At 52.6% G+C, this 24,696-nt stretch carries 17 protein-coding genes; 9 read left to right on the top strand and 8 right to left on the bottom strand.

What is annotated here, in order from left to right; all coding sequences use genetic code 11:
• The first annotated feature begins 4 nt into the window (after positions 1–4).
• Together D3P09_RS16945 and D3P09_RS16940 are read left to right on the top strand one after the other, a co-directional pair.
• Positions 5–2,026: an alpha-L-arabinofuranosidase C-terminal domain-containing protein gene (locus tag D3P09_RS16945; RefSeq protein ID WP_120112358.1), complete on the top strand. Its 2,022-nt coding sequence runs from the start codon at positions 5–7 to the stop codon at positions 2,024–2,026.
• A 9-nt stretch (positions 2,027–2,035) separates the two neighbouring features.
• Positions 2,036–3,796, top strand: a complete 1,761-nt coding sequence (locus tag D3P09_RS16940) for a glycoside hydrolase family 2 protein (protein WP_120112355.1) — start codon at positions 2,036–2,038, stop codon at positions 3,794–3,796.
• Between the two features lie 59 nt (positions 3,797–3,855).
• Here the strand turns inward: D3P09_RS16940 and D3P09_RS16935 are convergent, their stop codons facing one another.
• The gene (locus D3P09_RS16935) at positions 3,856–4,701 is read right to left on the bottom strand and encodes a helix-turn-helix transcriptional regulator (RefSeq protein ID WP_120112353.1); all 846 of its coding nucleotides are present in this window, start codon (positions 4,699–4,701) and stop codon (positions 3,856–3,858) included.
• A gap of 164 nt (positions 4,702–4,865) precedes the next feature.
• Entirely contained in the window at positions 4,866–6,401 is a 1,536-nt protein-coding gene (locus tag D3P09_RS16930; RefSeq protein ID WP_120112351.1) for a sulfatase family protein, read from the bottom strand.
• A 378-nt stretch (positions 6,402–6,779) separates the two neighbouring features.
• On the opposite strand from D3P09_RS16930, the gene D3P09_RS16925 reads away from it, so the two are divergent.
• From D3P09_RS16925 to ilvB, 3 genes are all read left to right on the top strand, one after another.
• A complete protein-coding gene (locus tag D3P09_RS16925) occupies positions 6,780–12,368 on the top strand; it encodes a 5'-nucleotidase C-terminal domain-containing protein (RefSeq protein ID WP_243644249.1) in 5,589 nt (1,862 codons plus the stop codon).
• A gap of 160 nt (positions 12,369–12,528) precedes the next feature.
• Positions 12,529–13,485, top strand: a complete 957-nt coding sequence (locus tag D3P09_RS16920; RefSeq protein ID WP_120112347.1) for a sugar-binding transcriptional regulator — start codon at positions 12,529–12,531, stop codon at positions 13,483–13,485.
• Between the two features lie 1,041 nt (positions 13,486–14,526).
• The gene (ilvB, locus tag D3P09_RS16915; protein WP_120112345.1) at positions 14,527–16,254 is read left to right on the top strand and encodes a biosynthetic-type acetolactate synthase large subunit; all 1,728 of its coding nucleotides are present in this window, start codon (positions 14,527–14,529) and stop codon (positions 16,252–16,254) included.
• 83 nt (positions 16,255–16,337) lie between these two features.
• Here the strand turns inward: ilvB and D3P09_RS16910 are convergent, their stop codons facing one another.
• Together D3P09_RS16910 and D3P09_RS16905 are read right to left on the bottom strand one after the other, a co-directional pair.
• A complete protein-coding gene (locus D3P09_RS16910; protein WP_120112343.1) occupies positions 16,338–16,895 on the bottom strand; it encodes an ArsR/SmtB family transcription factor in 558 nt (185 codons plus the stop codon).
• A 39-nt stretch (positions 16,896–16,934) separates the two neighbouring features.
• Positions 16,935–18,215: an MFS transporter gene (locus D3P09_RS16905; protein WP_120112341.1), complete on the bottom strand. Its 1,281-nt coding sequence runs from the start codon at positions 18,213–18,215 to the stop codon at positions 16,935–16,937.
• 298 nt (positions 18,216–18,513) lie between these two features.
• On the opposite strand from D3P09_RS16905, the gene D3P09_RS16900 reads away from it, so the two are divergent.
• Positions 18,514–19,530, top strand: coding sequence for an AraC family transcriptional regulator (locus D3P09_RS16900; RefSeq protein ID WP_120112338.1), 1,017 nt, complete (start codon positions 18,514–18,516; stop codon positions 19,528–19,530).
• A gap of 162 nt (positions 19,531–19,692) precedes the next feature.
• A complete protein-coding gene (locus D3P09_RS16895; RefSeq protein ID WP_120112335.1) occupies positions 19,693–20,487 on the top strand; it encodes an SDR family NAD(P)-dependent oxidoreductase in 795 nt (264 codons plus the stop codon).
• Positions 20,488–20,594: 107 nt separating this feature from the next.
• Here D3P09_RS16895 and D3P09_RS16890 read toward each other — a convergent pair whose 3' ends face one another.
• The 4 genes from D3P09_RS16890 to D3P09_RS27740 form a co-directional block, all read right to left on the bottom strand.
• Positions 20,595–20,999, bottom strand: coding sequence for a VOC family protein (locus D3P09_RS16890; RefSeq protein WP_120112332.1), 405 nt, complete (start codon positions 20,997–20,999; stop codon positions 20,595–20,597).
• A 568-nt stretch (positions 21,000–21,567) separates the two neighbouring features.
• Positions 21,568–22,485, bottom strand: a complete 918-nt coding sequence (locus D3P09_RS16885; protein WP_120112330.1) for an NAD(P)-dependent oxidoreductase — start codon at positions 22,483–22,485, stop codon at positions 21,568–21,570.
• Positions 22,486–22,639: 154 nt separating this feature from the next.
• On the bottom strand, positions 22,640–22,765 hold the full coding sequence (locus tag D3P09_RS28345) for a hypothetical protein (RefSeq protein WP_279387133.1): 126 nt from the start codon (positions 22,763–22,765) through the stop codon (positions 22,640–22,642).
• On the bottom strand, positions 22,762–22,899 hold the full coding sequence (locus D3P09_RS27740) for an RNA polymerase sigma factor (protein ID WP_165867476.1): 138 nt from the start codon (positions 22,897–22,899) through the stop codon (positions 22,762–22,764). Before D3P09_RS27740 ends, D3P09_RS28345 begins: the two co-directional genes overlap by 4 nt.
• A gap of 533 nt (positions 22,900–23,432) precedes the next feature.
• Between D3P09_RS27740 and D3P09_RS16880 the strand changes: the two genes are divergently transcribed.
• Complete coding sequence (locus D3P09_RS16880; protein ID WP_424452448.1) at positions 23,433–24,068, top strand: TetR/AcrR family transcriptional regulator; 636 nt, start codon at positions 23,433–23,435, stop codon at positions 24,066–24,068.
• A gap of 8 nt (positions 24,069–24,076) precedes the next feature.
• On the top strand, positions 24,077–24,553 hold the full coding sequence (locus tag D3P09_RS16875) for a DUF4188 domain-containing protein (RefSeq protein WP_120112328.1): 477 nt from the start codon (positions 24,077–24,079) through the stop codon (positions 24,551–24,553).
• The last annotated feature ends 143 nt before the right edge of the window (positions 24,554–24,696 follow it).

Raw genomic sequence — 24,696 nt, 5'->3', positions numbered from 1 at the left:
TATTTTGAATACACACGCAAAGATCAGGATCGACTGCAGTGAGGCAAGCGAGCATACGGTCAACCCCTATTTGTTCGGCCATTTTGTAGAGGACATTCGGGATCATATGGAAGCGATGCTTGCGTTCCCGCTTAAGGATATGGATTTCGAAAGCGAATCCGAGACGAAGAGGGAGATATCCGGAAGCTGGTACGCCTATACGAACGGACGGAACACGAAGTACGCACTGGAGTCGCCTGCCCCGAAGCATTCGGGGCGCGCCCAGCGCATCCGTCTTCTGAGCGATGACGAAGCCTATGCCGGCATCGCGCAGAAGGCAGCGCTCAAGGGACCTGCGGAATACATGGTCAAGCTTGTGGCTCGTGCCTCCATCGAGCTGAAGGCGATCATCATCGAAGCGGTGGACCGGCGCTCGGAGGAGCTTCTGGGAAGAGTCCGGTTCGAGCTGGGGGGCCACAATTGGCGCGAGTATGAGGCGCGGCTATCGATTGTCCGCGAGTGTGCTGACGCCGAAATCCGCGTATACGTTCCGGCGGATCACCCGAGGTGGACCGATCATGTGTCCACCGGCATGCTGTGGCTGGATCATGTGTCTCTCTTGCCAGACGACAGCATCGCCATGGTAAAGCGTGAAGTCATCGACATGACGAGGGATCTGAATGCGGGGATGATGAGGCTTGCCGGCAACTACATTAGTGCCTATCACTGGGAGCATGGCGTAGGTCCGGTGCTCGAGAGACCGGTCATGTACAACGAAGCGTGGGGCGGCTGGGCGAGCAAATACTTCGGCACGGACGAATTTATCCAGTTCTGCCGCGAGCTTCAGGTGGAGCCCCTTATCTGCGTCAATGACGGATCGGGTACGCCTGAGGAAGCTGCCCAGTGGATTGAGTACTGCAACGGCGGCGCCGATACTCCCATGGGAGCGCTGCGTGCGGCGAACGGGAATCCCGAGCCGTACAATGTCCGCTATTGGGAGATTGGCAACGAGGTGTGGGGACAGTGGCAGGTAGGCACTTGCACCGCGGAGCAATTCGCGAAGCGCGCGGTTTCCTTCGCTGAAGCCATGAAGGCGGCCGATCCCTCCATCGTGCTCTTGGCCTGCGGCCATTTTGAACAGGAGTGGAATAAGACCATCCTCGATATAGCCGGCGAGCATATGGATTATCTTACTTTGCATTTGTATCATGGCTACGGCCTCTTCGGCATGAATCGCGATACGCCGGAGGAGGACCGGTATAAGGCGATTGCTGCTTTTCCTGAATTTACCCGCCATCATATCAAGCAGACGGCTGGACATATTCTGGCGGACGCGAAGCATAGCCATGTGAAGCTGGCCATTACCGAATACAACACGATGTATTATCCGAACACGACCCGGAAAGGGCTGCCGAACGAGCATACACTGGGCGCGGCTGTCGCTAATGCGGCCAACCTGAACGAAATGATCCGCAGCAGCGACCTGGTTCACATCGGCAGCTTCTCCGATCTGGTGAATGGCTGGCTTGGCGGATGCATTCGCGTAGGCGATTATTATGCCGACCAATATTGCGGCAAGGAATCCGGCTGGAGCGGGCTGCCGCTTACGGTATACGGAACGCCAACTTATGAAGTCATGAAGCTTTACGCGAATCGGGATGTTCGGCATATTCTCCCCGTCGAAGCGGAGTGCGGGACGTTTGCCGTTCCGGCTCTTAAGGAGACTCCGATGAAGCTGGACGCGCTGCCTGATCTTGATATTGTAGCAGGCACGAACGGCGATCGAAGCTCCGTTACCGTATTTATCGTGAACCGCAGCTTGAACGAGGTGAAGGCGGCGCTTGATCTGGGAGCGTTCGAGGCTTCGGAGGAGACGATTCTATATGAAATTACAGGAGAAGCCTGCGATGATATGAATTCCGTGTTCGAGCCAGAACGGGTTTTATGTAAGGAGAAAGCCGTTCCTGCCGAACAATGGCAGCTCGGCTACCTGCTGCGCCCTGCTTCTGTGTATGTACTGGAAATAAAGGCAAAGCATCATAAATAGGAGGCACGCATGACAACCAAGGCATATATTAAAGACTACCCCAGACCTCAATTCGTACGCGATCACTGGCTCTCCTTGAACGGCGAATGGAGCTTCCGCTTCGATGACCATAATGCAGGAGAGAAAGAGAAGTGGCAGGAGAAATTCGAAGAGACGCATAAAATCAATGTTCCCTTTACGTATGAGACCAAGGCGAGCGGAATCGGAATCGAAGAGTTCCATCCGCAAGTATGGTATAACAGGGCCGTTCACATCCCGAAGGAAGCTGAAGGGAAGCGGGTTATCCTTCATTTTCAAGCGGTGGATTATGAAGCCAAGGTGTGGGTGAACGGAACGCTGGCAGGCGGGCATCAAGGCGGCTATGCGGCCTTCTCGATAGATATCACCCCGTATCTTGTATTCGGGGCGGATAACCAAGTCACGGTGAAAGCCGAAGACAGCAACAGCTGTTATCAGCCCCGCGGCAAGCAGCGCTGGACCGACAACAATTTCGAATGCTTCTATGTCCAGACGACCGGGATCTGGCAGACGGTATGGATGGAATATGTCGAGGAGCAACGTCTGGATGCGGTCAAGATCACCCCGGATTTCGACCGTTCCATCGTCCGTTTCGATTATGAAGTGCGTGGGGTAGAGGCAGCCGGCGACTTAAGGCTGGAAGCCATCGTTACGTTCAAGGACAGGCCTGTAAAGCGGGTTAGCCTAGCGATTGACCGCCCTTGCTTGACCGTGGAGGTGGATCTGCTGCATGAGGCGAACGGACCGTGGAAGAGAAGCTTCTGGTCTCCCCATACACCGAACCTCTATGACGTTGAATTTGTGCTGTATGCGAATGGCCAGGTCGTGGACCGGGTGTTCTCTTACTTCGGCATGCGAAAGGTTTCCATTGAGAATGGAAAAGTGCTGCTGAACAATGTGCCGATCTACCAGCGATTGATTCTGGATCAGGGCTATTGGACCGACAGCCATCTGACTCCGCCTAGCGAGGAAGCTCTGATCGAGGATATCGATCATATTCTGGCGATGGGATACAATGGCGTGCGCAAGCACATGAAAATCGAAGACGCGCGTTTCCTCTATTGGTGCGATGTGAAAGGCCTGCTGGTATGGTCCGAGATGGCGGCTACCTTCGAATTTCATGACAGGGCGGTTGAGGCTTTCACGAAGGAATGGCTGGAGATTGTGAAGCAGCAATATAATCACCCAAGCATTATTACTTGGGTTCCCTTCAATGAATCATGGGGAGTTCCGCTCATTCTGCGAGATGTGCGGCAGCAGAAGCTGACCGAGGGCATCTATCATTTGACCAAATCCATCGATCCTTACCGTCCGGTTATTACGAACGACGGCTGGGAGCATACCGTGTCGGACATTCTAACGCTGCATGACTATGTCGCGTTAGGAGACGATTTCCTGAAGCGTTATGTGAGCAAGGAAGCGATAGTCACCAATGAAACGACCTGCAATCAATGGAAGTATGCGTTTGCCGAAGGCTACGAATACCGGGGGCAGCCGATTATAATCAGCGAGTTCGGCGGAATCGCATTCAAGTCGGACAAGGGCTGGGGCTATGGCGATCAGGTTGCATCGGAAGAGGATTTCATTAACCGGTTCCGCGGCATCACCCAAGCGATTAAGGACGTTGCCTATATTAGCGGGTACTGCTATACGCAGCTTGCCGACGTCCAGCAGGAAATCAACGGGCTTCTGACAGAGGATCGCAAGCCAAAAATTCCGTTGGATACGATTAAGGCCATTAATTTAGCATAAATGAACATTTAGAAGCGGACTGTGCAAGATGCGCAGTCCGCTTCTTATTGTCGATTCACTTATGGCTTCCGATAGAAGCTTGGCGGCTGACCATAGTAGCTTTTAAAGGCATGAGTAAAGGAGTACACGTCTGAATACCCAAGAGAAAGAGCGATATGAGAGATCGGCAGCACTGTCGTGCTCACGATGTTCATAGCATCCTCCATAATTAGCTTCGTCAGGTACCGATGCGGCCGCATGCCGACCTTCTGGCGAAAGACGTTGGAGAAATGCGAGCGGTGGATCCCGACATGATCGGCCATATCGGTTACGGTGATGCCTTCCTTATAATACAGGTGAATGTAGTCTATGCTTGTAGCTACCCAATCATCGGAGCTTAAGGCTGTCTCTGCCGGCTTGGACAATTGGACAATCTGATTCAGTAAAGCGTAAAACCGTTGCGTTAACGTGAAGTCATCCTGCTTCACAAGATGTTTCCACTCTAAGGCGAACTGAAAAAACGACTGCTCCAGCTCCTGGTCGAAAAAGTTTCTGATATAGGGAGTTTTGAGCGTAAGTCCAAGACGGCTGGTGATTAGCGGCATTTGCTTGCCCTCGGCAGCCGCCCAGAACATTTTGAGAGCAGGTTCTTCATGAGGGGTAATGTAATATTCATGAATGCTATTCGGGAATAACACGAACAGATCGCCTCGCGTCAGGACAATCTCTTCCTGGTTCACACGCAAGGTCACCTGCCCTTCATGAACGAAGTGGAAGCTGTAATAGGCGATAAAGCGCGGTCCGATATGATAATTTGGCTTGGCCTCATTATAGCCTATACGTATAGGGATCACGCCGTTATGCTTCTCCAGTGCATTAGGCGTGTGATATAAATGCTCCGCATATTCATGGATGAACTCTATCATGCACACAACCTCTTCCAATGTTAAAGGGTGATGGATGTCCCTATCATTTTAACATCAGGGCGGATGAATAGAATAGCAGCGCGTTATTCCAATAAAGCCCGCAAGCTGGCGCCATGCTTTTATGGGCTTCAGCTTGCGGGCTTTTCTGCTTCAGACCGGACGGTTTAAGCGTGGCAAATTCTAGGCATCGGCATCGATTCCTTCCCAAGCTCGGCCCATGCGTATTTGAGCAGAAGCTCTGATTTCAAGGCGGCGTAATCAGGGTTGTCCCACAAGTTGCGAAGCTCGTTTGGGTCCTCTTGCAGGTCGAATATCTCACCGTATGTCTGGTTGTAATAAACCGTAATTTTATATCGCGCATCGACGTACGTCTTCTGGTGAATGGTGGTTGCTTCATGCCGGAATTCACAGATCGCATGGTCCCTTGCCTGATCCGATGTGCCGAGCCACACCTCCTTCTGATCTACTCCTGTCATGGCATGGGGGATAGGCAGATTGGAGAAAGACAGGAAGGTAGGGGCTAGATCGACGAGCGATTGGAAAGCCGCAGAGGTTTTGCCGGACGCTACATGTCCCGGGTATCTCACAATGAACGGAAGCTTGATCAAATCCTCGTAGTGAAAGCCTCCCTTGGCTTGCAAGCCGTGCTGCCCGAAGAAATGGCCGTGGTCGGTCGTGAAGACGATCAAGGTATTATCGGCCATGCCGAGCTGGTCCAACTTATCCAGAATGGTCCCGATATATTTATCCATCATGCTGACCATGCCGTAATAGACGGCGACTAATTTTTTCTTGTCTTCCTCCGTCAGCCTGAACTTGCTGCCGTATTCGTAGTAGTGATGGGAGCGGTAACCGTGGATGTCGAAGCCGCTCTCCCGCAAGCCCGTGAAGTCAGGGGCTTCTTCCTGTGTCATCCCAAAATGCGGCGGATTCAGATCATGTTCACCCGGAACCAGAGAGGGGATGGTAAGCTGATCGGGATCGTACATCGTATCCCATGGCTCAGGCACCAGGTATTCGGGATGTGGATCGAAAAAGCTGGACCACAAGAAAAAACTGTCGTCATTCTCTTTATATTGCTCTAGCAAAGCATTGGTTCGTTCAGCGATCCATGTATTATAGTGGTACTTCTCAGGGATTGGCCATTTGTAAGTTTGATTGGGATCCATGGTGCCTGTCGGCGGCAAGAAATAATCCCTCCAATTGGTACAGCCCTTATCCTCCAGCCAAGCGGCATAATGCTGCCCGACATGCGCTTCGTTGGTATGATTTCGTGCCAGCTCCACATGAGAGAAGCCGTAAAAAGAATCCTGATTCGTTCTCCAATAATCCAGGTCCTGAAGAATCGGGTACGATTCGAGCGATGGATATTGTTCCGTTGAATGCAAAGGCTGAAAATGGGCTTTGCCAACCAGCGCGGTCTGATAACCGGCCTGCTGAAAGTCTTCGCCGATGGTGTGGCGATCCTCAAGCAGCTTCGTTCCAAGAGTCCAAGCTCCATGCTGGCTTGGGTACATGCCGGTAATCATCGATGCGCGGCTCGGCGTACAGGTAGGGTTGGGGCAGTAAGCCCGGCTGAACGTTGTCCCTTCACGAACCAGCCGGTCCAGGTTGGGAGTATGGATTTCGTGGTTAAATGCGCCTATTGTATTCCAATGCTGCTGGTCGCTTGTAATGAGCAAAATATTTGGCTTTTTCATCGGATCAGCTCCTTCTTGCCTATCATTATAGTCAATTAGGGCAAGCAAAAGGATAGCATAATGTGTTGTTTTCATTTGTCATTTTGTGAGGGTGGTTTCAAAAATCAATCAAGCCGGGAACCAAGGCTTCGCCCTCACCGGCGAAGCCTTTTGTTATGGTTTGCGCATAAATGGACGAGCAGCTTAATAAAATCTCCAGATAAGCTGTTCCTTGTCATGAACAAATGTTCATCTTTACCAGAACTTAATTTCATGATGACGTTTCGATGACAATCGGGGGCTACTCTATATGAGGCCGTGATTCTAGTACTGAATCTAGTTCATGGAATCCCCAAGCAAAGAGAGGAGATAAGAGACATGCAGGGATGGATTTCTCGTATGAAGAGAAAGACAGGCATGGTGCTGGCGGCTGTATTGCTGGCTGGCAGCACGCTCGGCAGTATCGGCGCGCCCGCCAGGGCGGCAGAGGCAAGCCATGTTGTGATTTCACAGGTATACGGAGGCGGCGGAAACTCTGGAGCGGAGTACAAGCACGATTTCATCGAGCTGTACAATCCGACGGATCAAGCCGTCACGATGACGGACTGGAAGGTGCGTTATGCAAGCGCTGCCGGGACGTTCAGCAACGATTCAAATGTGACCCCAATTAACGGAACGATTGAAGCCAAAGGGTATTATCTTATACAGCAAGCTGCAGGGACAGGCGGAACAAAGGACTTGCCGGCTCCCGATGTAATCGGTTCTCTGGCTATGGCCGGAACCAACGGAAAGGTAGACTTGGTAGACGGCTCCGGCAGCACCATCGACCTGGTCGGCTATGGTACTGCCAATCAATCCGAGACGAGCCCGACTCTGCCGCTGACGAACACAACGGCGGCGATTCGGAAAGCGGCTGCAGGCGCGCCAAGCACCAGCCGCGGCGAGGACACGGACAATAACCTGGCGGATTTCGAGGTCAAGGCTCCTGACCCGCGCAACAGCTCCTTCAATGAGCTGGCGGTAAGCGCCGTGACAGCTTCGCCAGAGTCTAATGCATGGCCTGCGGGAACGGAAGTCACGCTGAACACGGCTACGGCAGGCGCTTCGATCGAGGCGGCCCTTGGAGCGGGTGCTTACGAGCCATACACAGGACCAATCGCTATTAACGAAGCGACGACGATCAAGGCTTACGCAAAGGCTGACGGCATGTCTGACAGCCCGGAATCGACCTTCGACTATACGATTCTGGAGAAATCGGATGTAGCCGCCACCCGAGTGAGAGATAAGGGTCAAAATGCGTTGACGGAAGGTATAGTCACCTTCATCGATGGCGCAGAAATGTACATCCAGGACGAGACAGCCGGTATTGTGCTGTATGGCTTCAACAACTTCGCCAAAGTCGGCGACCGTGTGGAAGCTGGCGGCGTCATGGAGATCTATAGCAATCTGCAGGAGCTTAAGCCGCAGACTGGATTGACTTACAAGGTAGTAGAAGAAAATGCCGGATTGCCGGAGCCTAAGCTGCTGACTGGGGCTGACCTGTCGACAGCCAATGGCGAGGCTCATGAGGCAGAGCTGGTTACGCTGGAGAATGTGAAGATTGAGGCCGTGAACGGCAGCCGTGTGACGGCAAGCCAAGGCGGCGATACGTTCACGATCTACTCGAGCCTGTCCAAATTGAAAGCAGGAGCAACATTCGAGAAGATTACGGGCGTTATCAAGCAATTCAACGCGGATTATCAGTTCATTCCGCTTGGCGAGACGGCGCTTGTGGAGAACTTGCTGTCGGTTATGGCAAGCCCGGGAGCGGGCCGCATTATTGCCGGCGGCGATGTGGTGCTCACAAGCCCAATGAGCGGCGCAAAGATCTACTATACCCTTGACGGCTCTGAGCCGACGGCTGCAAGCAAGCTGTACGGCGGACCGATCCAGGTCAATGAGGATGTTGTCATCAAAGCGATCGCCATTGCCGATGCCCAGGAGAGCGATGTATATACTTTCGCTTATGAGGTGTCCGAGCAGGTACGGATTCACGATATTCAAGGCGAGTCCCATCAATCGGACTTCGACGGCCAGCAAGTATCGGATATTGAAGGCATTGTAACGCAGTACGGCTACACCTTCGCTACAGGAGCTTACAAGGGCTTCTTCATGCAAGATCCGCAGCCGGACGATAACGACAAGACTTCCGAAGGGATTTTTGTCTACAGCACGAACGCGGCATTGAAGCCGGCGATCGGCGATCTGGTTGCCGTATCGGGCACAGTATCCGAATACAATGAAGGCAGCGCCAGCAATCTGACCTCGACACAGATTACGATGACCTCGAGAACGATCACGCCGGATCATAATTACAAGATGCCGGAGCCGGTGGTGCTGGGCAAAAACGGCAGAGTCATCCCGTCCTCGATCATCGACAATGATGCGATGCAGGAATTCCAGCCGGAAGAGGATGCGATCGACTTCTATGAATCGCTCGAAGGCATGCTCGTAACGCTGCCGACGCCGACCATTCTTAGCCCGTACTGGACAAGCGGCGGCGGCAGTTCCATGGTATACAACATTCCGACACGCATAGAGAACGACGGCACGGATGTCATTACGCCTGCCGGAGGCCTCGTGCTGAAGGAGCTGGGCAACTTGAACCCGCAGCGTCTGCTGATCGCTTACGGCAATCCGGGTCAAGAGGTGAGCACAGGCGACAAATTCACAGCAGACGTGACCGGGGTAATTGGCTACAACAACGGAAACTTCAAAGTCATTCCGGCGAGCGGTGATCTTCCTTCCATTGAACGGGGCACGTTCCAGCAGGAAACGACGACAATTGAAGTGGATAACAACAAGCTGCTAATCGCCTCCTACAACATCGAGAACTACTATCCGGGCGTAGGGGCGGATAAGACAAACAAGCTGGCAGAGTCCATTGTCTCCAATATGAAGAAGCCGGATATTATCGGCGTCGTCGAGATGCAGGACGGCAACGGCGAGGCTGACACGGGCTTGGTCGAGGCAGACGCCTCTGCTCTGATTGCGGCGATTAAAGCCAAGGGCGGCCCTGAATATATCTATACGGACATTGCGCCGCAGAATAAGCAGGATGGCGGAGCGCCGGGCGGCAATATCCGCGTCGGCTTCCTGTACAATCCGGATCGCGTAAGTCTGGCAAGCAGCGCAAATGGCAAGGGCAGCGCAACCCAGGCCGTCCAATATACAGCTGCAACAGATGAGTTGACCCATAATCCGGGCCGAATTGACCCTGCGAATACAGTGTTTGCGAGCTCGCGTAAGCCGCTTGCCGCTCAGTTCGTATTCAAAGGCAAAAAGGTCATTGTGATCGCCAACCATTTCAATTCCAAATCGGGCGATAACGGACCGTTCGGCGTCGTTCAGCCTCCAGTGCTGTCTAGCGAGGCGCAGCGCCATAAGATCGCAGCCGTTGTGAACGGCTTCGTGAAGAACGTACTGGCGCAAAATCCGGATGCCAATATCGTCGCATTGGGTGACTTGAATGACTTCCAGTTCACCGACACAGCCGCTATTCTGAAAGGCAATGAGCTGGACAATCTGATCGACAAGCTGCCGCTGAATGAGCGTTACACGTATACATTTGACGGCAACTCGCAGGTGCTTGACCATATCCTGGTCAGCAAAAATCTGTCTGCGAGCGCAGAAGTAGATGTGGTTCACTTGAACGCGGACTTCTCTCCTTCAGCAGGCCGTGTATCCGACCACGACGCGGTGATGGCGCAGGTTGACCTGAGAGAGGGCTTCCCGCTTACGATATTGCACACGAATGATACCCATGCGAACCTGGATACCACAAGCTCGCCGAACAGCATTCTGCGCCGCGTGACGGCGATCAAGGAAGCCAAGGCAAGCGCGACGAATCCGCTTCTCGTCGATGCGGGAGACGTATTCTCCGGTACGCTGTATTTCAACAAATATTTGGGCCAAGCGGACCTGGAGTTCATGAATTTGGTCGGCTACGACGCGATGACGTTCGGCAATCACGAGTTCGACAAAAACTCGCTAGTGCTGTCCGAGTTCATTGGCAATGCCGCGTTCCCGTTCGTGTCGTCCAACGTGGATTTCACAGCGGATGCGATATTGAAGGGCATGTTCAAGAACGAGATCGGCAAGCCAGGCATGAAGAAGAATATCTACCCGGCTATTATTATGAATGTAGATGGCGAGGAAGTAGGCATTATCGGCCTGACGACGGAGGATACGGCGAATATCGCATCTCCGGGCGATGTGAAATTCAAGAACGCGGTCCAGAGCGCCAAGGATACCGTGGCTATGCTGGAAGCGGAGAACATCAACAAAATTATCGTTCTGTCCCACTTGGGCTATGAGGCGGATCTGGAGCTTGCCAAAGCTGTCCCTGGCATTGATATCATCGTCGGCGGACATAGCCATACCAAGCTGGATGAAGCGGTAGTAGACCGCACTCAGCCGAATGCGCCGAAGCTTATTGTACAGACCGGCGAGAAAGGCCAGTTCCTCGGCAGACTGAAGGTTCTGTTCGATGAAGCGGGCGTACTGGTTGACTGGGATGAAGAGCTGATCTCCATTGATGCGAAGGATGGCGCGGGCTATGTCATCGCGGAGGATCAAGAGGCGAAGCAGATTCTGGATACCAAATATAAGCCGGGCATTATGGAGCTTACCGAAACCGTAGTCGGCAACACGGAAGTTGTGCTGAACGGCGTACGGGCGGATGTACGCTCCAAGGAGACGAATCTCGGCAACCTGATTGCTGACGGCATGCTGAGTGCAGCCAAGGCGGCAGGCACCAATGCGGTCATCGCGCTTCAGAACGGAGGCGGCATTCGAGATTCCATCAACGAGGGCCCGATTACGCAAGGCGAAGTGCTGACCGTGCTTCCGTTCAACAATGATCTGGTTACGATCATGCTGACAGGACAAGAAATCAAGGATGCGATGGAGAACGGCGTATCCACGATTACAACGACGAAGGACGGCCGCTTCCCGCATATCGCAGGCATGCGCTTCGATTATGACTCTACGAAGCCGGTGAACGAACGCGTCGTGCGTATCGAGGTGAAGAACGGCAATCGTTACGTGCCGCTTGAGCTGAATAAGACTTATGAGGTAGCTACGAACGCATTTACAGCCAAGGGCGGCGACTTCTATGCTTCTCTCGAGAAAGCTTATAATGAAGGGCGCGTCAATCTGCTGTACTTGCCGGATTACGAGGTGCTCACCAATTATATTCAGAAGGCAGGCACAATTACGGCTAAGACATCGGCTGTTGAAGGAAGAATTGTCGACTTGAAAGGAAGTCCGCTTCCGACGCCGACACCAACGCCAACGACGCCGACTACACCAACGACGCCAACGCCGGAACCGACGCCAACACCAACGCCGACACCGACACCAACACCAACACCAACACCAACACCAGCACTGGAGGCATCGTTTGAAGATGTGGGCAACCACTGGGCTAAGGAATCGATCAACAAAGCGGTAGCTTCGGGGATCGTCAACGGTTACGGGGACGGAAGCTTCCGTCCGGACGGCCAGGCGACAAGAGCGGAGTTTGTGACGATGGTCGGCCGCGCGCTTAAGCTTGACCAAGCTGCGAATGGCAAATTGAATTTCGCGGATGCCGGGCAAGTGCCGGCCTGGGCGCAAGGCTTCTTCGCCCGACTGATTGAGGATGAGGTTATTACGGGGTATGAGGATCATACGCTGCGTCCATCGAAGCCGCTCACCCGGACCGAGATGACCGTGATTCTGGTCCGTGCGCTCGGCATCAAGGTTGATCCCAATGCGAAGCCGGCCTTTGCCGATACGAACGACATTCAGCCATGGGCGCAGCCGTACATTGCGGCGGCAGCCACAGCAGGATTGGTGGAAGGTATGGGAGGCAACCGCTTCGTGCCGGAAGCGTACGCCACAAGAGCACAAGTTGTGACGCTGCTGCTGTCCGTGCTGGATTACGTGAAGAGCAAGCAAGAGTAAGGCTTTATCCCATATTTCTGTCTTAACGAACACAGCGTCCCGGCTCACGGCCTGAGTGAGCCGGGACGTTTGTTGCCTGCGCAAGCGGCGGCCATTGTCAATTGAACGGTCGTCTAGTATAGTGTAGGAGGTAAAATTTCGGCGGAAAAGAGTGGACAGGATGGCGGATGAACGATCGGATGACAAGCTCGGCAAGATGATTGACGCAGCAAGAATGTATTACGAATCGAATCTGAATCAAGAGGAGATCGCCCAGAAGCTCGGCGTGTCGCGCCCGACCATCTCAAGGTTTCTGCAGCAGGCCAGAGACGAAGGTTATGTGCAGATCAAGATCGTCCATCCGGGCGAAAGCTATGACGCCCTGGCGGCAGGACTGGAATCGAGATTCGGATTGCAAAAGGCGGTCATCGCGCCCGTATCGAGCTACGAGAACGAGGTCGTCAAAACCTATATCGGCGAAGCGGCGGCGCATTACCTGTATGATACGGCCTTGGACGGCGACATTATTGCCGTCACATGGGGAACGACGCTGTACCAGGTGGCCCGGCAGCTGAAGCATAAACCCCTCCGCGATGTGAAGGTCGTGCAGTTGAACGGCGGCGTCAGCCATTCGGAGACGAATACGTATGCGCATGAGGTTGTCCATTTGTTCGGCAAGGCGTTCTGCACTATGCCGTATTTCATCCCGCTGCCGGCACTGGTCGACCATAAGGTCGTGAAGCAGACGATTGAGAAGGACCGCCATATCCGCGGCATCCTGGAGCTTGGCAAGCAGGCCAATATCGCCGTCATTACCGTAGGCGCGCCAAGCGAGGATTCGGTGCTGATTCGGGCCGATTATTTCACCGAAGAGGAGAAGGGCATTATCCGTTCGAATGCAGCAGGCGATATCTGCTCCCGCTATATCGACAAGGCAGGTGTAATTTGCTCAGAGGAGCTTGATCAGCGCACGATCGGCATAAGCCTGGAGGAGCTGAAGCGCAAGGACAGGACGGTTCTGGTCGCTGGCGGGATGAACAAGATCGCCGGAATCATCGGAGCCTTGAACGGAGGCTACGCGAACGTGCTTGTGACGGATCATATTACGGCAAGGCGCTTGCTGGAGCACGGAGAGTAGCGGGAAGTGTGCCATGATCCAATTGATAATCCCAATATTCTGTGTTACCATGAAAAACAATAAATGTTGCGATGAAGAGAAGAAAGTACGGGGGCTCTTATGTCCAGAGAGCAGAGGGAACGGTGGAACCTTTGCCATATTCCTTTGTACGATGTCGTCTCGGAGCATTTTGACAGAAAGCCGACTCTGACCAGGGTTCGGTGAGTAGACTCAAACGGATTAAGCACACGTTACCGTGCAGCAGGCAAGGAAAGCCTTGCCTCATAAGGCCAGAGACCGCGAGGTTTCCGGTGAATCAGGGTGGTACCGCGAAATGTTCCCCTTTCGTCCCTTCAAGTACGGCAGATTACGTCTGCCTGCCGAGGATGAGAGGGGTTTCTTTATGGATACGGATATAGCGATGAAGAGAAGAGCATAAGGGCCCTTATGTACAGAGAGCAGAGGAACGGTGGAACCTTTGCCATAACCCTTTATGCGATGTCACCCTCTGAGCTTTCTGGCAGAAAATCGGACCCCTCCAGGTTCGATGAGTAGATCCAGACGGACTGGCACACGTTACTGTGCTGCAGGCAAGGAAACCTTGCCTCATGAGGCCAGAGACCGCGAGGTTTCCGGCGAACCAGGGTGGTACCGCGAAAATGTTCCCCTTTCGTCCCTTCAGCAAGCAGCTTGCGTCTGCCTGCCGAGGATGAGAGGGGTTTCTTTATGGATACGGATATAGCGATGAAGAGAAGAGCATAAGGGATCTTATGTACAGAGAGCAGAGGAAACGGTGGAACCTTTGCCATAACCCTTTATGCGATGTCGTCTCGGAGCTTTTTGGCGGAAAATCGGACTCACTGGTTCGATGAGTAGATCCAGACGGACTGGCACACGTTATCGTGCTGGAGGCAAGGGAAGCCTTGCCTCATGAGGCCGTGGACCGTGAGGTTGACGGCAAACCCAGGGTGGTACCGCGAAATGTTCCCCTTCGCCCCTTGTCAGCGTGGCAGCTATAACTGCTTGCTGAGAGGGGTTATTTTGATTGAAGGAGGAGCTTAAATGGGAAAAGAAAAAATGGCGGGCATGGAACAGCAGCAGGAGCAGGAGTGGATAACCGGATCGGAGGTGCTGCTGCGCTGCTTGCTGGAGGAAGGAACAGATTGTGTATTCGGCTACCCGGGGGGCAATGTTCTGTACATCTATGACGCAATGGTAGACCGTCCGGATTTCAAGCATATTTTGACCAGGCATGAGCAAGGAGCCATTCATGCGGCGGACGGGTATGCGCGCTCGACAGGGAAGACGGGCGTATGCATCGCCACCTCCGGACCCGGCGCAACCAATCTGATCACCGGCATTGCGACAGCCTATATGGACTCGGTTCCGCTGGTCATTATTACAGGCAATGTCTCTACGGCTGTCATCGGCACGGATGCCTTCCAGGAAGCGGACATTATTAGCATGACGATGCCGATCACGAAGCATAATTATTTTGTTCGCGACGTTAATGATTTGCCGCGTATTGTTCATGAGGCCTTCCACATTGCCAGCACAGGAAGGAAGGGCCCGGTATTGATCGACATTCCGAAGGACGTGTCCAATCACAAGATGCTTTACAGGCCAGCCCATGAGCTCTGCTTGCGGGGATATGGAGGGGCTCCAAGCCCGAACTGGGAGGCGGTCGATCAGCTTATACAGGCCATTGCCGAGTCGGAGAAGCCAGTCATTATCGCCGGGGGCGGAGTCGTCTATTCCGGCGCGTCGAGCGAACTGCTGGCATTTGTGGATAAAACCCGTATTCCTGTAGCTGCCACACTGCATGGATTAGGCGGTTTCCCTAGCGGGCACGATTGGTGTCTGGGCATGATGGGCCATCACGGCACGTATGCAGCGAACATGGCCGTGCAACAAGCGGATTTGATTATTTCCATCGGCGCGCGCTTTGATGACCGGGTAACGATGAAGGTGGACGGCTTCGCACCCCGGGCCAAACGAATAGCCCACATCGATATTGACCCGGCAGAGATCGGCAAAAACGTAAAAACGGATATTGCATGTGTCGGCGATATTAAAGCTGTACTGGCTTACGCGAATGCCAAAGCCAAGCCTGCGCAATCCTCCCTCTGGATTGAAGAGGTACAGCAGATGAGGTTCCAGTATCCGCTGAGATACAAGGATTCCGAAGCTGAGATTAAGCCGCAGTACGTGCTGGAGATGATTCATCAGACGACGGAAGGCCAAGCGATTATAACGACGGATGTTGGCCAGCATCAAATGTGGACCGCTCAATTCTACAAGTTCAATCATCCCCGTTCGCTCGTGACTTCAGGGGGACTAGGGACTATGGGCTTCGGCTTCCCAGCCGCTATCGGCGCCCAGATCGGGAACCCTGACCGGCTGGTCATATCGATCAATGGCGACGGCGGCATGCAGATGTGCGCACAGGAGCTTGCGATCTGCGCCATTCAGAACATTCCCGTGAAGATTGTTGTCCTTAACAATGAAGTGCTGGGGATGGTAAGGCAGCAGCAGGAGCTCATGTACGAGAGGCGATACAGCCAGATCGAGCTGGCGGGCAGTCCCGACTTTGTGAAGCTTGCGGAAGCTTACGGCGTCAAGGGATTGAGAGCGAGGACCAAGACCGAGGCGGGCCGCGTCTGGCGGGAGGCGCTGGATACAGCGGGACCGGTGCTGGTGGAATTTGTGATTCCTAGGGAAGAGAATGTATATCCGATGGTTCTTGGCGGGACGACATTGGATCAGCTGATTATGGGGGATTTTGAATAAAGAGAAGCGGCAGCCGGACTAAAGGTCCATGGCTGCCGCTTGTCTATTCCGGCTTCTGAATTCTTCGTAACCTGAGCGTCCGCTTAGTCGGAATCTTGGGACATGGAGGTGAAGAAATGGTAGGAGGCCTGCTCTGGCTTTGTTTTTTTGCCGTATTGGCGTGTGAGCTTCTCCAGGTCAGCCTTCAGCTGCTTGGCTTCATCCGGTGTCAAATAAAGATCGGAATTCATTAAGAGTGCAACGCCTGCCGAAATAGAGGCTTTGTTCGTCAGATATTTATCTTTGCTTTCATCGAAGGTTCGGGCGATCAGCTTCTGCGCCTCAGAGGCATAGATTTCTTTGATCGAGTCGTCCACGTGATCTTGGTTGATCTCAATCGTGCCTTCATAGGCTGTATAATATTTGGCCGTAATGCCATTAATCATTTTAGTCTCCGCGATCTGCAGAAGTCCGATGCTCTCCAGCTTGCGCGCATGATAGTAGACCTTGGCGGGAACCTCTCCCAGCTTGTCGGCGATTTCCTTGATCGTAACCGGATGCGAAGCCTTATGGAACTGGTTCATAATCTTCATTCGGTACGGGTCGGAGAAAATGCGGATTTCCTCGATCGTCGTCAGCACTTTTTTATCGATATCGGCCACTTCCTGTCTCCTGGAGAAGTATAGTCAGTCTTCAGTATACTATATTTTCATGAATTTTTTTTGCGTCAGGAGAAAGAATGGAGGAATCAACACCAGGATGCCTGCCCCTAGAAAAAGCCATTCCACGCTGAATAGGCTGCCTGCAGCGCCGACAGTAAGGGAGCCGATCGGGATGAAGGCAACGCCGATCATACTCGATACGGAGCTGACGCGGCCGAGCATCGCTTGGGGAGCGGCCTCCATCATATACGTTGCCGATGTCGTGCTGATGAAGGGAAGCGCCAGCCCGCTGGCGAAAGCACCCACTCCCGCAAGGAATAGCGGCTGCAAAGAAATCAGCGACGGAATAAACAAGCAGATTTGCCCGATTCCAAGCAGGAAGCAGCCGGTTACGATCAGCGTGCTTCGGCGGAACCGTCCTCCCCAAGCTCCCATTGCCAGCCCGCTTAGAATCATGCCCAGGGTGATCGAGCCTCCCAGCACGCTTAGCGTGGCCGGACCGGACTGCAGAATGTCCTGGACATAGACCGGCTGCATGACATTAAGCGGGGTCAGGCCGACATTGATTACAGCGCTTGTGCTTAAGGTGTAGATCATGATTCGCTCAGAGCGTATAAAGCTCAGCCCTTCATGGAGCTGCTGCCAGAATTGTGGCGGCTTCGCTTCTGCTGCTTTCGCAGCCTGTTCGTCTTCAGTGGCAGGAATTCGAATAAACAACAGGATCAGAGCAGACAGCAGAAAGGCTCCTGAATCGACCCAGATGGCGCCGGCAATCCCGATCCATGCGATAAGCGGGCCAGTCAGGGCCAGCCCGGCAAGCTCGGCAATCCGGGAAGAGGATGTAAGGATGGAATTGCCGCTGAGCAGCAGATGCTTCGGCAGCAGCCTTGGGATTAGCGAGGTCTCGGCAGGATTGGAGAAGCACTCAAAGGAAGAGTTCATTAACGTAAATAAGAATAGATGCCATGGCCTAAGCTGGCCGATAGAGAACAGCAGCACCGTTAAGGCGACAGTTGCAAATCTTGAGGCGTACGACAGGATAAGAAGCGGTTTCTTAGGCAAGCGGTCGACAAGAACGCCTGCGAACAGGCTGAACAAAATGCCCGGCACAAAATTGAGCGCAAATAAGCCCCCCATGAGCATTTTGGAACCGGTAAGCTGATACACCATCCAGCTATAGGCAATGGAATCGATAGAATCTCCGAATCGGGTAACCATTTTGGCAAAGAGCAGCACAAGGAAGGGCTTGTGCAGCAGCAACGCGCGCATGGGAGATGAAGCCGTGGGCGAGGTATAAGTCTGGGCTGCAGGGATACTCATCTGAATCCTCCTTTCAACGATGGTTTGTACTTTGCATAAACCATCGTTTAATTTATGTTAACGTTAAAAATAATTTAACGTTAATTAAAATTTAATTCAAGCCCTTTTTTCATTTTGTCTGACTTTGACATTAGTTTGGCTTTCGGAGGAAGGAATGTCTGGCGGCCATGGACATAAGATTAAGCGCTTTATTTTTATTCATGGGCTTAATGAGGTACCATAGTCATACAAGTCTTTCATAAGAGCGGAGCTGCGAATCGATGATTTATGCTTTATATGACAAGGAGGGGCTGGCGGTATGAACACTGATCTGGCAAGCCGTATCAAGTTCCCGCCGGGCTTCTGGGATGGCGTGCGTCTGGCGGGAATTGCAGCGGATGATATTGCGCGCAAAGCCGGACTGCCTCTGGCCATTATTCAAGAGCCGGCAGTGACTGCCGCGGAATATTTTGCTATCTGGCAAGCTTACTCCGATCTGATGGGCGATACCGCAGAGGGCATCGTCAAGCTGGCCACCTTGTATGAGACGGCGAAATATCCGCCTACCGTCCTGGCGACTTACCATGCCCGCGATTATCGGGATGCGCTGCACCGCATGGCGCGCTATAAGCAGTTATGTCCCCCGGAAAGCTTGCTCATCACCGAGCAGGGCGAGAAGTGTACTATTGAACTTGCATGGCTGTATAACGCCGGACAACAAGGTCCGGCGATGCTGATCGGGATTACGCTGGCGTATCTCCTGGAGCTTGGACGCCGGGGGACCGGACAGTATTTAACCGCGCAGCTGGTGGAGTTTTCGCAGCCTATGGGGAATGTGCAGGTTCTTGAAGCTTACTTCGGCTGCCGCGTTCGAGTGAATGCAGCTTGCAATCGACTGACATTGAATAGAAGAGATCTGGATCGCCCCTTTATCTCCTATAACGAAGAATTACTTGAGATTCTCACACCGGTGCTGGACCGGTCCTTGGAGGAGGAGCTGAACAACAGCTCTATAACCGAGAAGGTGAAATGGATGATGAAGCGCAGCCTTGCCGGAGGAAGCCCTGATATGGGGAAGATAGCGAAGGAGCTTGGCATCAGTGAACGCACCTTGCAGCGCAGGCTTGCGGATGAGCATACAAGCTTCAAGCAGCTGCTGGCAGAGGTCAGACATGAGCAGGCGCGCGAGTATCTGTCGGACCCTTCGTTGGATATTAAAGAGGTCGCTTTCCTGCTGGGCTATGAGGACCAAAATTCATTTTACCGGGCCTTCCGTTATTGGGAGGGGGATACGCCATCGCATTGGCGGGCAGAACGGATTGTTGTAGACGAGTAGCTGCAGACAATGGATGAGATTAACCTTGCAGTTCATTTGGCGTGTGATGCAAGAATGTTGGCGCATTGCGCTAGTTACCGGACAATCCATAAGCGGTAAACTAATGCCTATCCGGAGCTCAGGGCCATGTCTTGAGCGACAATAATGGGAAGGTGATTATTGATGAATATGGGATTATCCAATAAAACGGCTCTTGTAACAGGATCGACGAAGGGCATCGGCAAAGCCATTGCCTATGAGCTGGCTAGAGAAGGCGCGAATGTGCTCATAAACGGCCGGAATGAGGAAGAAGCGGAACGTACGGTGCAGGAGATAAAGGCGGCTTTTCCTGATACTTCGCCGCTTAAGGCAACAGCTGATCTGGTCGATGCGGGGCAAAGAGAGGGCTTGTTCCAGCAGCATCCCGCGATTGATATTCTGGTGAACAATATGGGCATTTATGAAATCATGCCGTATGAGCAAGCGGACGATGAGGTTTGGGAGAAATATATTCGCACCAATGTTCTCGCAGCCAATGCGCTGACCAGATTTTATTTGCCAGGCATGGTGAATCGCAATGATGGCCGGGTGATCTTCATAGCGAGCGAAGAAGCCGTCATGCCATCCGGCCAAATGCCGCAATATGCCGCGACCAAGTCGATGCTGCTGTCGCTGGCCAAGAGCTTGTCCAAATTAACGGCAGGCACAGAGGTAACCGTCAACACGATCATGCCGGGGCCAACGCTATCGGAAAATGTTCATGGGATCATCGACGGTATCTATACGGATGAAGGCATGACTTTTTCGGAAAAAGAAAAGCAATTTATAAAGAGCAATCTGCCCCAGTCCGAGCTTCAGCGATTCATCCGGCCAGCGGAAATCGGCAGACTGGCAGCCTTTGTGTGCAGTCCGTATGCCTCTGCGTTCAGAGGATCGCCGATCCGGATGGACGGGGGAATGGTGCCGACGATTTTCTAAGGTTGGACTTGTTGTCAGTGGAAGTTTAAATGGAAAAGACGAGCTATATCCGAAGGGATATGAGCTCGTCTTTTTAATTGGGGAAGGGCATATTCGAGATCGCGTGCTTAGTTTGCTTCGCCTTGCGCTGTAATCATCCACCATACACCGTATTTGTCCTTAACTTCACCCAAATATAAGCCGAACGGCTGGAACTCGAACGGGTACTTCACTTGTCCTCCATCCGAAAGCTTCTCGAATGCTTCGCGAGCTTGCGACTCCGAATCCAGCTCCAGGGATAGATATAGCCCGGAACCATGAGTGAACGGCTCCATGCCATCCGCCAAGAAGATGTAGTTCTCGCCTGCGACCTCAATGCACATATGCATGACTTTGTCCTTGTCATCGTGCTGCGCTCCCATGGCTTCCTCGTGCGTCATGGCCGACATCAGCCGACCTCCAAGCGCGTCTATGTAGAATTGGCCCTGCGTTCGGGCATTCTCCGAAATGATGTACGGCTTCAACTTTCCCATTGGTTAGCATCCTCCCGTGAATTTAAGGTATATGCTTACTATAACCGATTGGGACAGGTATCATTTCTTTTGAATTGCGGGGTTGAAGTTCGGACGAGAATGAAATTGTAAAAAAATGATGGTTGGCTTATACTTTTGACAAAGTGATTCGTGTCATACGGGTGTAGTGCTAAGCGTTGGTGCGAATGTAAAGCGCACATGAAATCCCTGGGGGATTCGCACCAATTTGATGGCATGAAATAGTGTTTTTGAAATGAGAGAGTATATAAAATGGATAGAATTGATGGATTAAGTGAAAAGTGATTAAAGGTCGTATTCTTGGCTGAAAATCGCTGTCGCACCTTGTGTAGGTGCGTGGATTGAAATAATTAGTTGCACAGGCAACATGCCTGTAGGAAATGTCGCACCTTATTTAGGTGCGTGGATTGAAAATATCCAATTCATCCACAAGGGCCAACAACCGGCCGTTGTCTCACGTAGGTGCGAGATCGTTTAGAAAAGTTGAATAACATAAAAGAGAGTGTCGAAAGCGACAGAAAGGTCGCTCTCGGCACTCTCTTTATACAATTTATTTCTTCTCCAAATTCTCCCCGATCGTCTGCCCGATCCACGACTCATAAGTCTTCGCGACGGCACTCAGATCTTCTTGCCCGAGACCGCTGTTGCATGTCATTTGGAACAGCTGTTGCACCGTAGCTTGAATAGGGGTTGGCACTTGCAGGGATTGAGCGAGACGGCCGGCGAGCTTGATGTCCTTGAACATGAGCTGGGCCATGAATTGCGGCGAGAAGTCGCGGTTTAGAATGCGTGGACCCTTCACCTCGGCCGCAGCACTGCGCGCGCCTCCGCCAGCCAGAATCTCCAGAAACAGCTCCGGGTTGCCGCCGGACTTCTGAACAATGGACATGCCTTCAGCCAGCGCTGTTATATTGGCGGCGACAATGAGGTTGTTCGCCAGCTTCGCATTGGCTCCAGTTCCGTTAGGCCCCATATAGAGCGCTTTTCGGCCCATTAGCTCGAACAGGGGAAGGCAAGTCTCATACGCTTCCTTTTTGCCTCCAACGATAAAGGTCAAAATGCCTTCGATGGCATGCGGCTCGCTGCCCGATACCGGCGCATCCAGCATATCGACGCCGACTGCCGCCAGACGCTCTGCCAGCATCGTGGTTGTATCGGGATAGATGGTGCTGCAATCCACGACAATCTTTGGTGTACCGAAAGCATCATCTGTACAAGCAGACAATATTCCATCCTCTCCCAAATAAACTGCCTCCACTACCGCATCATCCGTCAGCATCGTGAAAACAATATCTGCTTGTCCCGCAGCGTCCTTTGGCGTAGAGACGACCGTAACCGACTCCAGCCCCTCAAAGTCACGCGCTCTGTCGCGGTTGCGGTTGTATACGGCTAGCGTATGTCCTGCGCGCTGAAGATGCATCGCCATCGGTTTGCCCATCGTGCCAAGTCCAATAAATGCAATTCTCATTGTTGTTCATCCTCCGTATCCAAATGTGGGTTGTCCGTCTCCAAGTATCTTCATCATATCACAGTTGCTGCGCAATGATCTTTGGAGATGGGGGAGGGGGCGAATAGCACAGAGTGAGGCAAACGCCCCAACTTCGACTCTGCTCGCCATTGCCTCATATTTCTTCCGGCATGACGGGCAGCTGCCAGATGTTTCTCCACATAGCCCTGCTTGTTACGGAGCATGCCTCATCGACACAAAGCGGCAGCAGGCCATACACAATGCGGCAAGATGTGCTCATCGATGCTCCTCCATTTCCGTTATGATTCGTTCTTTTGCGCGATAATAGGTCATTTTCGCCCAAGACTCGGTTTTGCCGAACAGCCCCGCAATTTCCCGAAAGGTGAGCTCACCGAATACCTTCAGCGTGAACACTTCCTATAAGACTCCGGCAGCGCATGCAGGATGCGATGAACCAAGATCGCTTGTTCCTTCTGCTGTATCCGTACGGTGAAGTTGCCGCTGCAAACCATCACCTCTCCCGCATCTCCGCAGCATCGTTCTTCTATTAGACGGCCTGAAAGCCAAATAGACACAAAAAAATATAATAAAAACGGCAGCCCCAAAGCTGCGGCTGCATGGAGAAAATCGGCGAATAATGCCTACGGCAGCCTACTCGAGTGTATGCAAAAATCCGCGATAAATCTACATGTCTGCGTTCGACAAAAGCCGACAAGAATAAGCGATAGGAATGAGACGAGACGACGTATCGGATGGACCTGCCGGAATGGTATGATGGGAGAAATCGTTCAAGAGCCGTTTGCTGCAAAAGAAAGAGTGTGCCGCATGTGGTTTGATGTCTATTGAATGGCGGCAATCTTGTTAAAGTTTGGAATAAATGTTGACAATAATATTTATCGTAAGTAAAGTTATTGACATGAGTTAACGAAAAAATGAGGATGATGCTCGTGGTTATAGCGGATATTTCATTGAGGGAGATCAAGAAGGCTAGAGCCAAGATTGCTTTATATGAAGCTAGCCTGTCCTTAATGGAAGACAAAATGTTCCATGAAGTGATGCTGGAAGACATTTGTCGACAGGCCGAAGTGTCGCGTGTTACGTTTTTTAAGTTTTTTCCGAAGAAGGAAGATGTGCTCGTCTATTTCATGCGTGTCTGGCTGACAGAGCGGATTATCGAGATCGAGCAGGAGAAGAAGATGGGCTTCGATGCGATCCGGCATTTGCTGTATAAGGTGGCCGAGCAGACGAAGGTGACGCCGGGCATTCTGCCGAGTCTGATCTCGTTCCTGGCGGAGATGCGGATGCATCCCCACTTGCAGGAGTTAACCGAAGCCGAGGTGTGTCTGCTCTTCCCTGATCATGAGGAGATCGGCAGCTCTACGCCTGATTTATACAAGATCTTTCATACCAGCATGGAATATGCGGAGAAGAACGGGACCTTGAAGGAAGGGATCTCGCTGGACCGCGCGGTCAAGGTGCTGTTCACGATCTTCTACGGCTCTTTCCTGACGGCACAGCAATATGCTTCTACCGATATTATCGGGTTCTACGAGATTCATTTGCAGCTGCTGGAGAAAGGGTAGAAGCGACGATGGCCGGCATTTTTCCCGGAAGGCATACCGCGGAGATGGAAGGAGACTTTGTTGTCTTCCTCATTGGCGTGCGGATTAACCGGATATGGGCCATTCACAAGTGGCTGCCGGTGACGCTTGCGATGAGCCCCATGCTGCAGGAGCTGTACACGAACAAGGAGCTGGGCTTCTTGCATTCCAGCTTCCACTTCTCCTGGCGCGGCCTGACGGTTATTCAGTACTGGCGTTCCTTTGACCAATTGGAGCATTACGCGAGGCATGGGCAGAAGCATCTGAAAGCCTGGCGCAACTTCCACCGGAAGGTCGGAGCAAGCGGCAGCGTCGGAATCTACCATGAGACATATGAGGTGCGCGCGGGCGGCTATGAAGCCATGTACAACAATATGCCTATATACGGCCTGGCCAAGGCAGGCACTCATCAGCCGATTGTGGCAAGCAAGGATACGGCAAGAGAAAGGCTTGGCAGAGAGCAGTAGCAGGCATAGGAACTCTAGACAGCACGTGAATGTATTATAGCGATTGCCAAGCTGAAGCAAGCAGGCAGACGGGTCAAACCCGCTGTCTGCTTGCTTTTTTTGAGCGGACCGATGGTTTTGGGTATGTGCGTAAATAAGTGAAC

This window comes from Paenibacillus pinisoli, from assembly GCF_003605435.1.
Classification (GTDB): domain Bacteria; phylum Bacillota; class Bacilli; order Paenibacillales; family Paenibacillaceae; genus Pristimantibacillus; species Pristimantibacillus pinisoli.
Note: the sequence above shows the minus strand (reverse complement) of the source record. Positions and strands in the feature narration are given on the sequence as shown.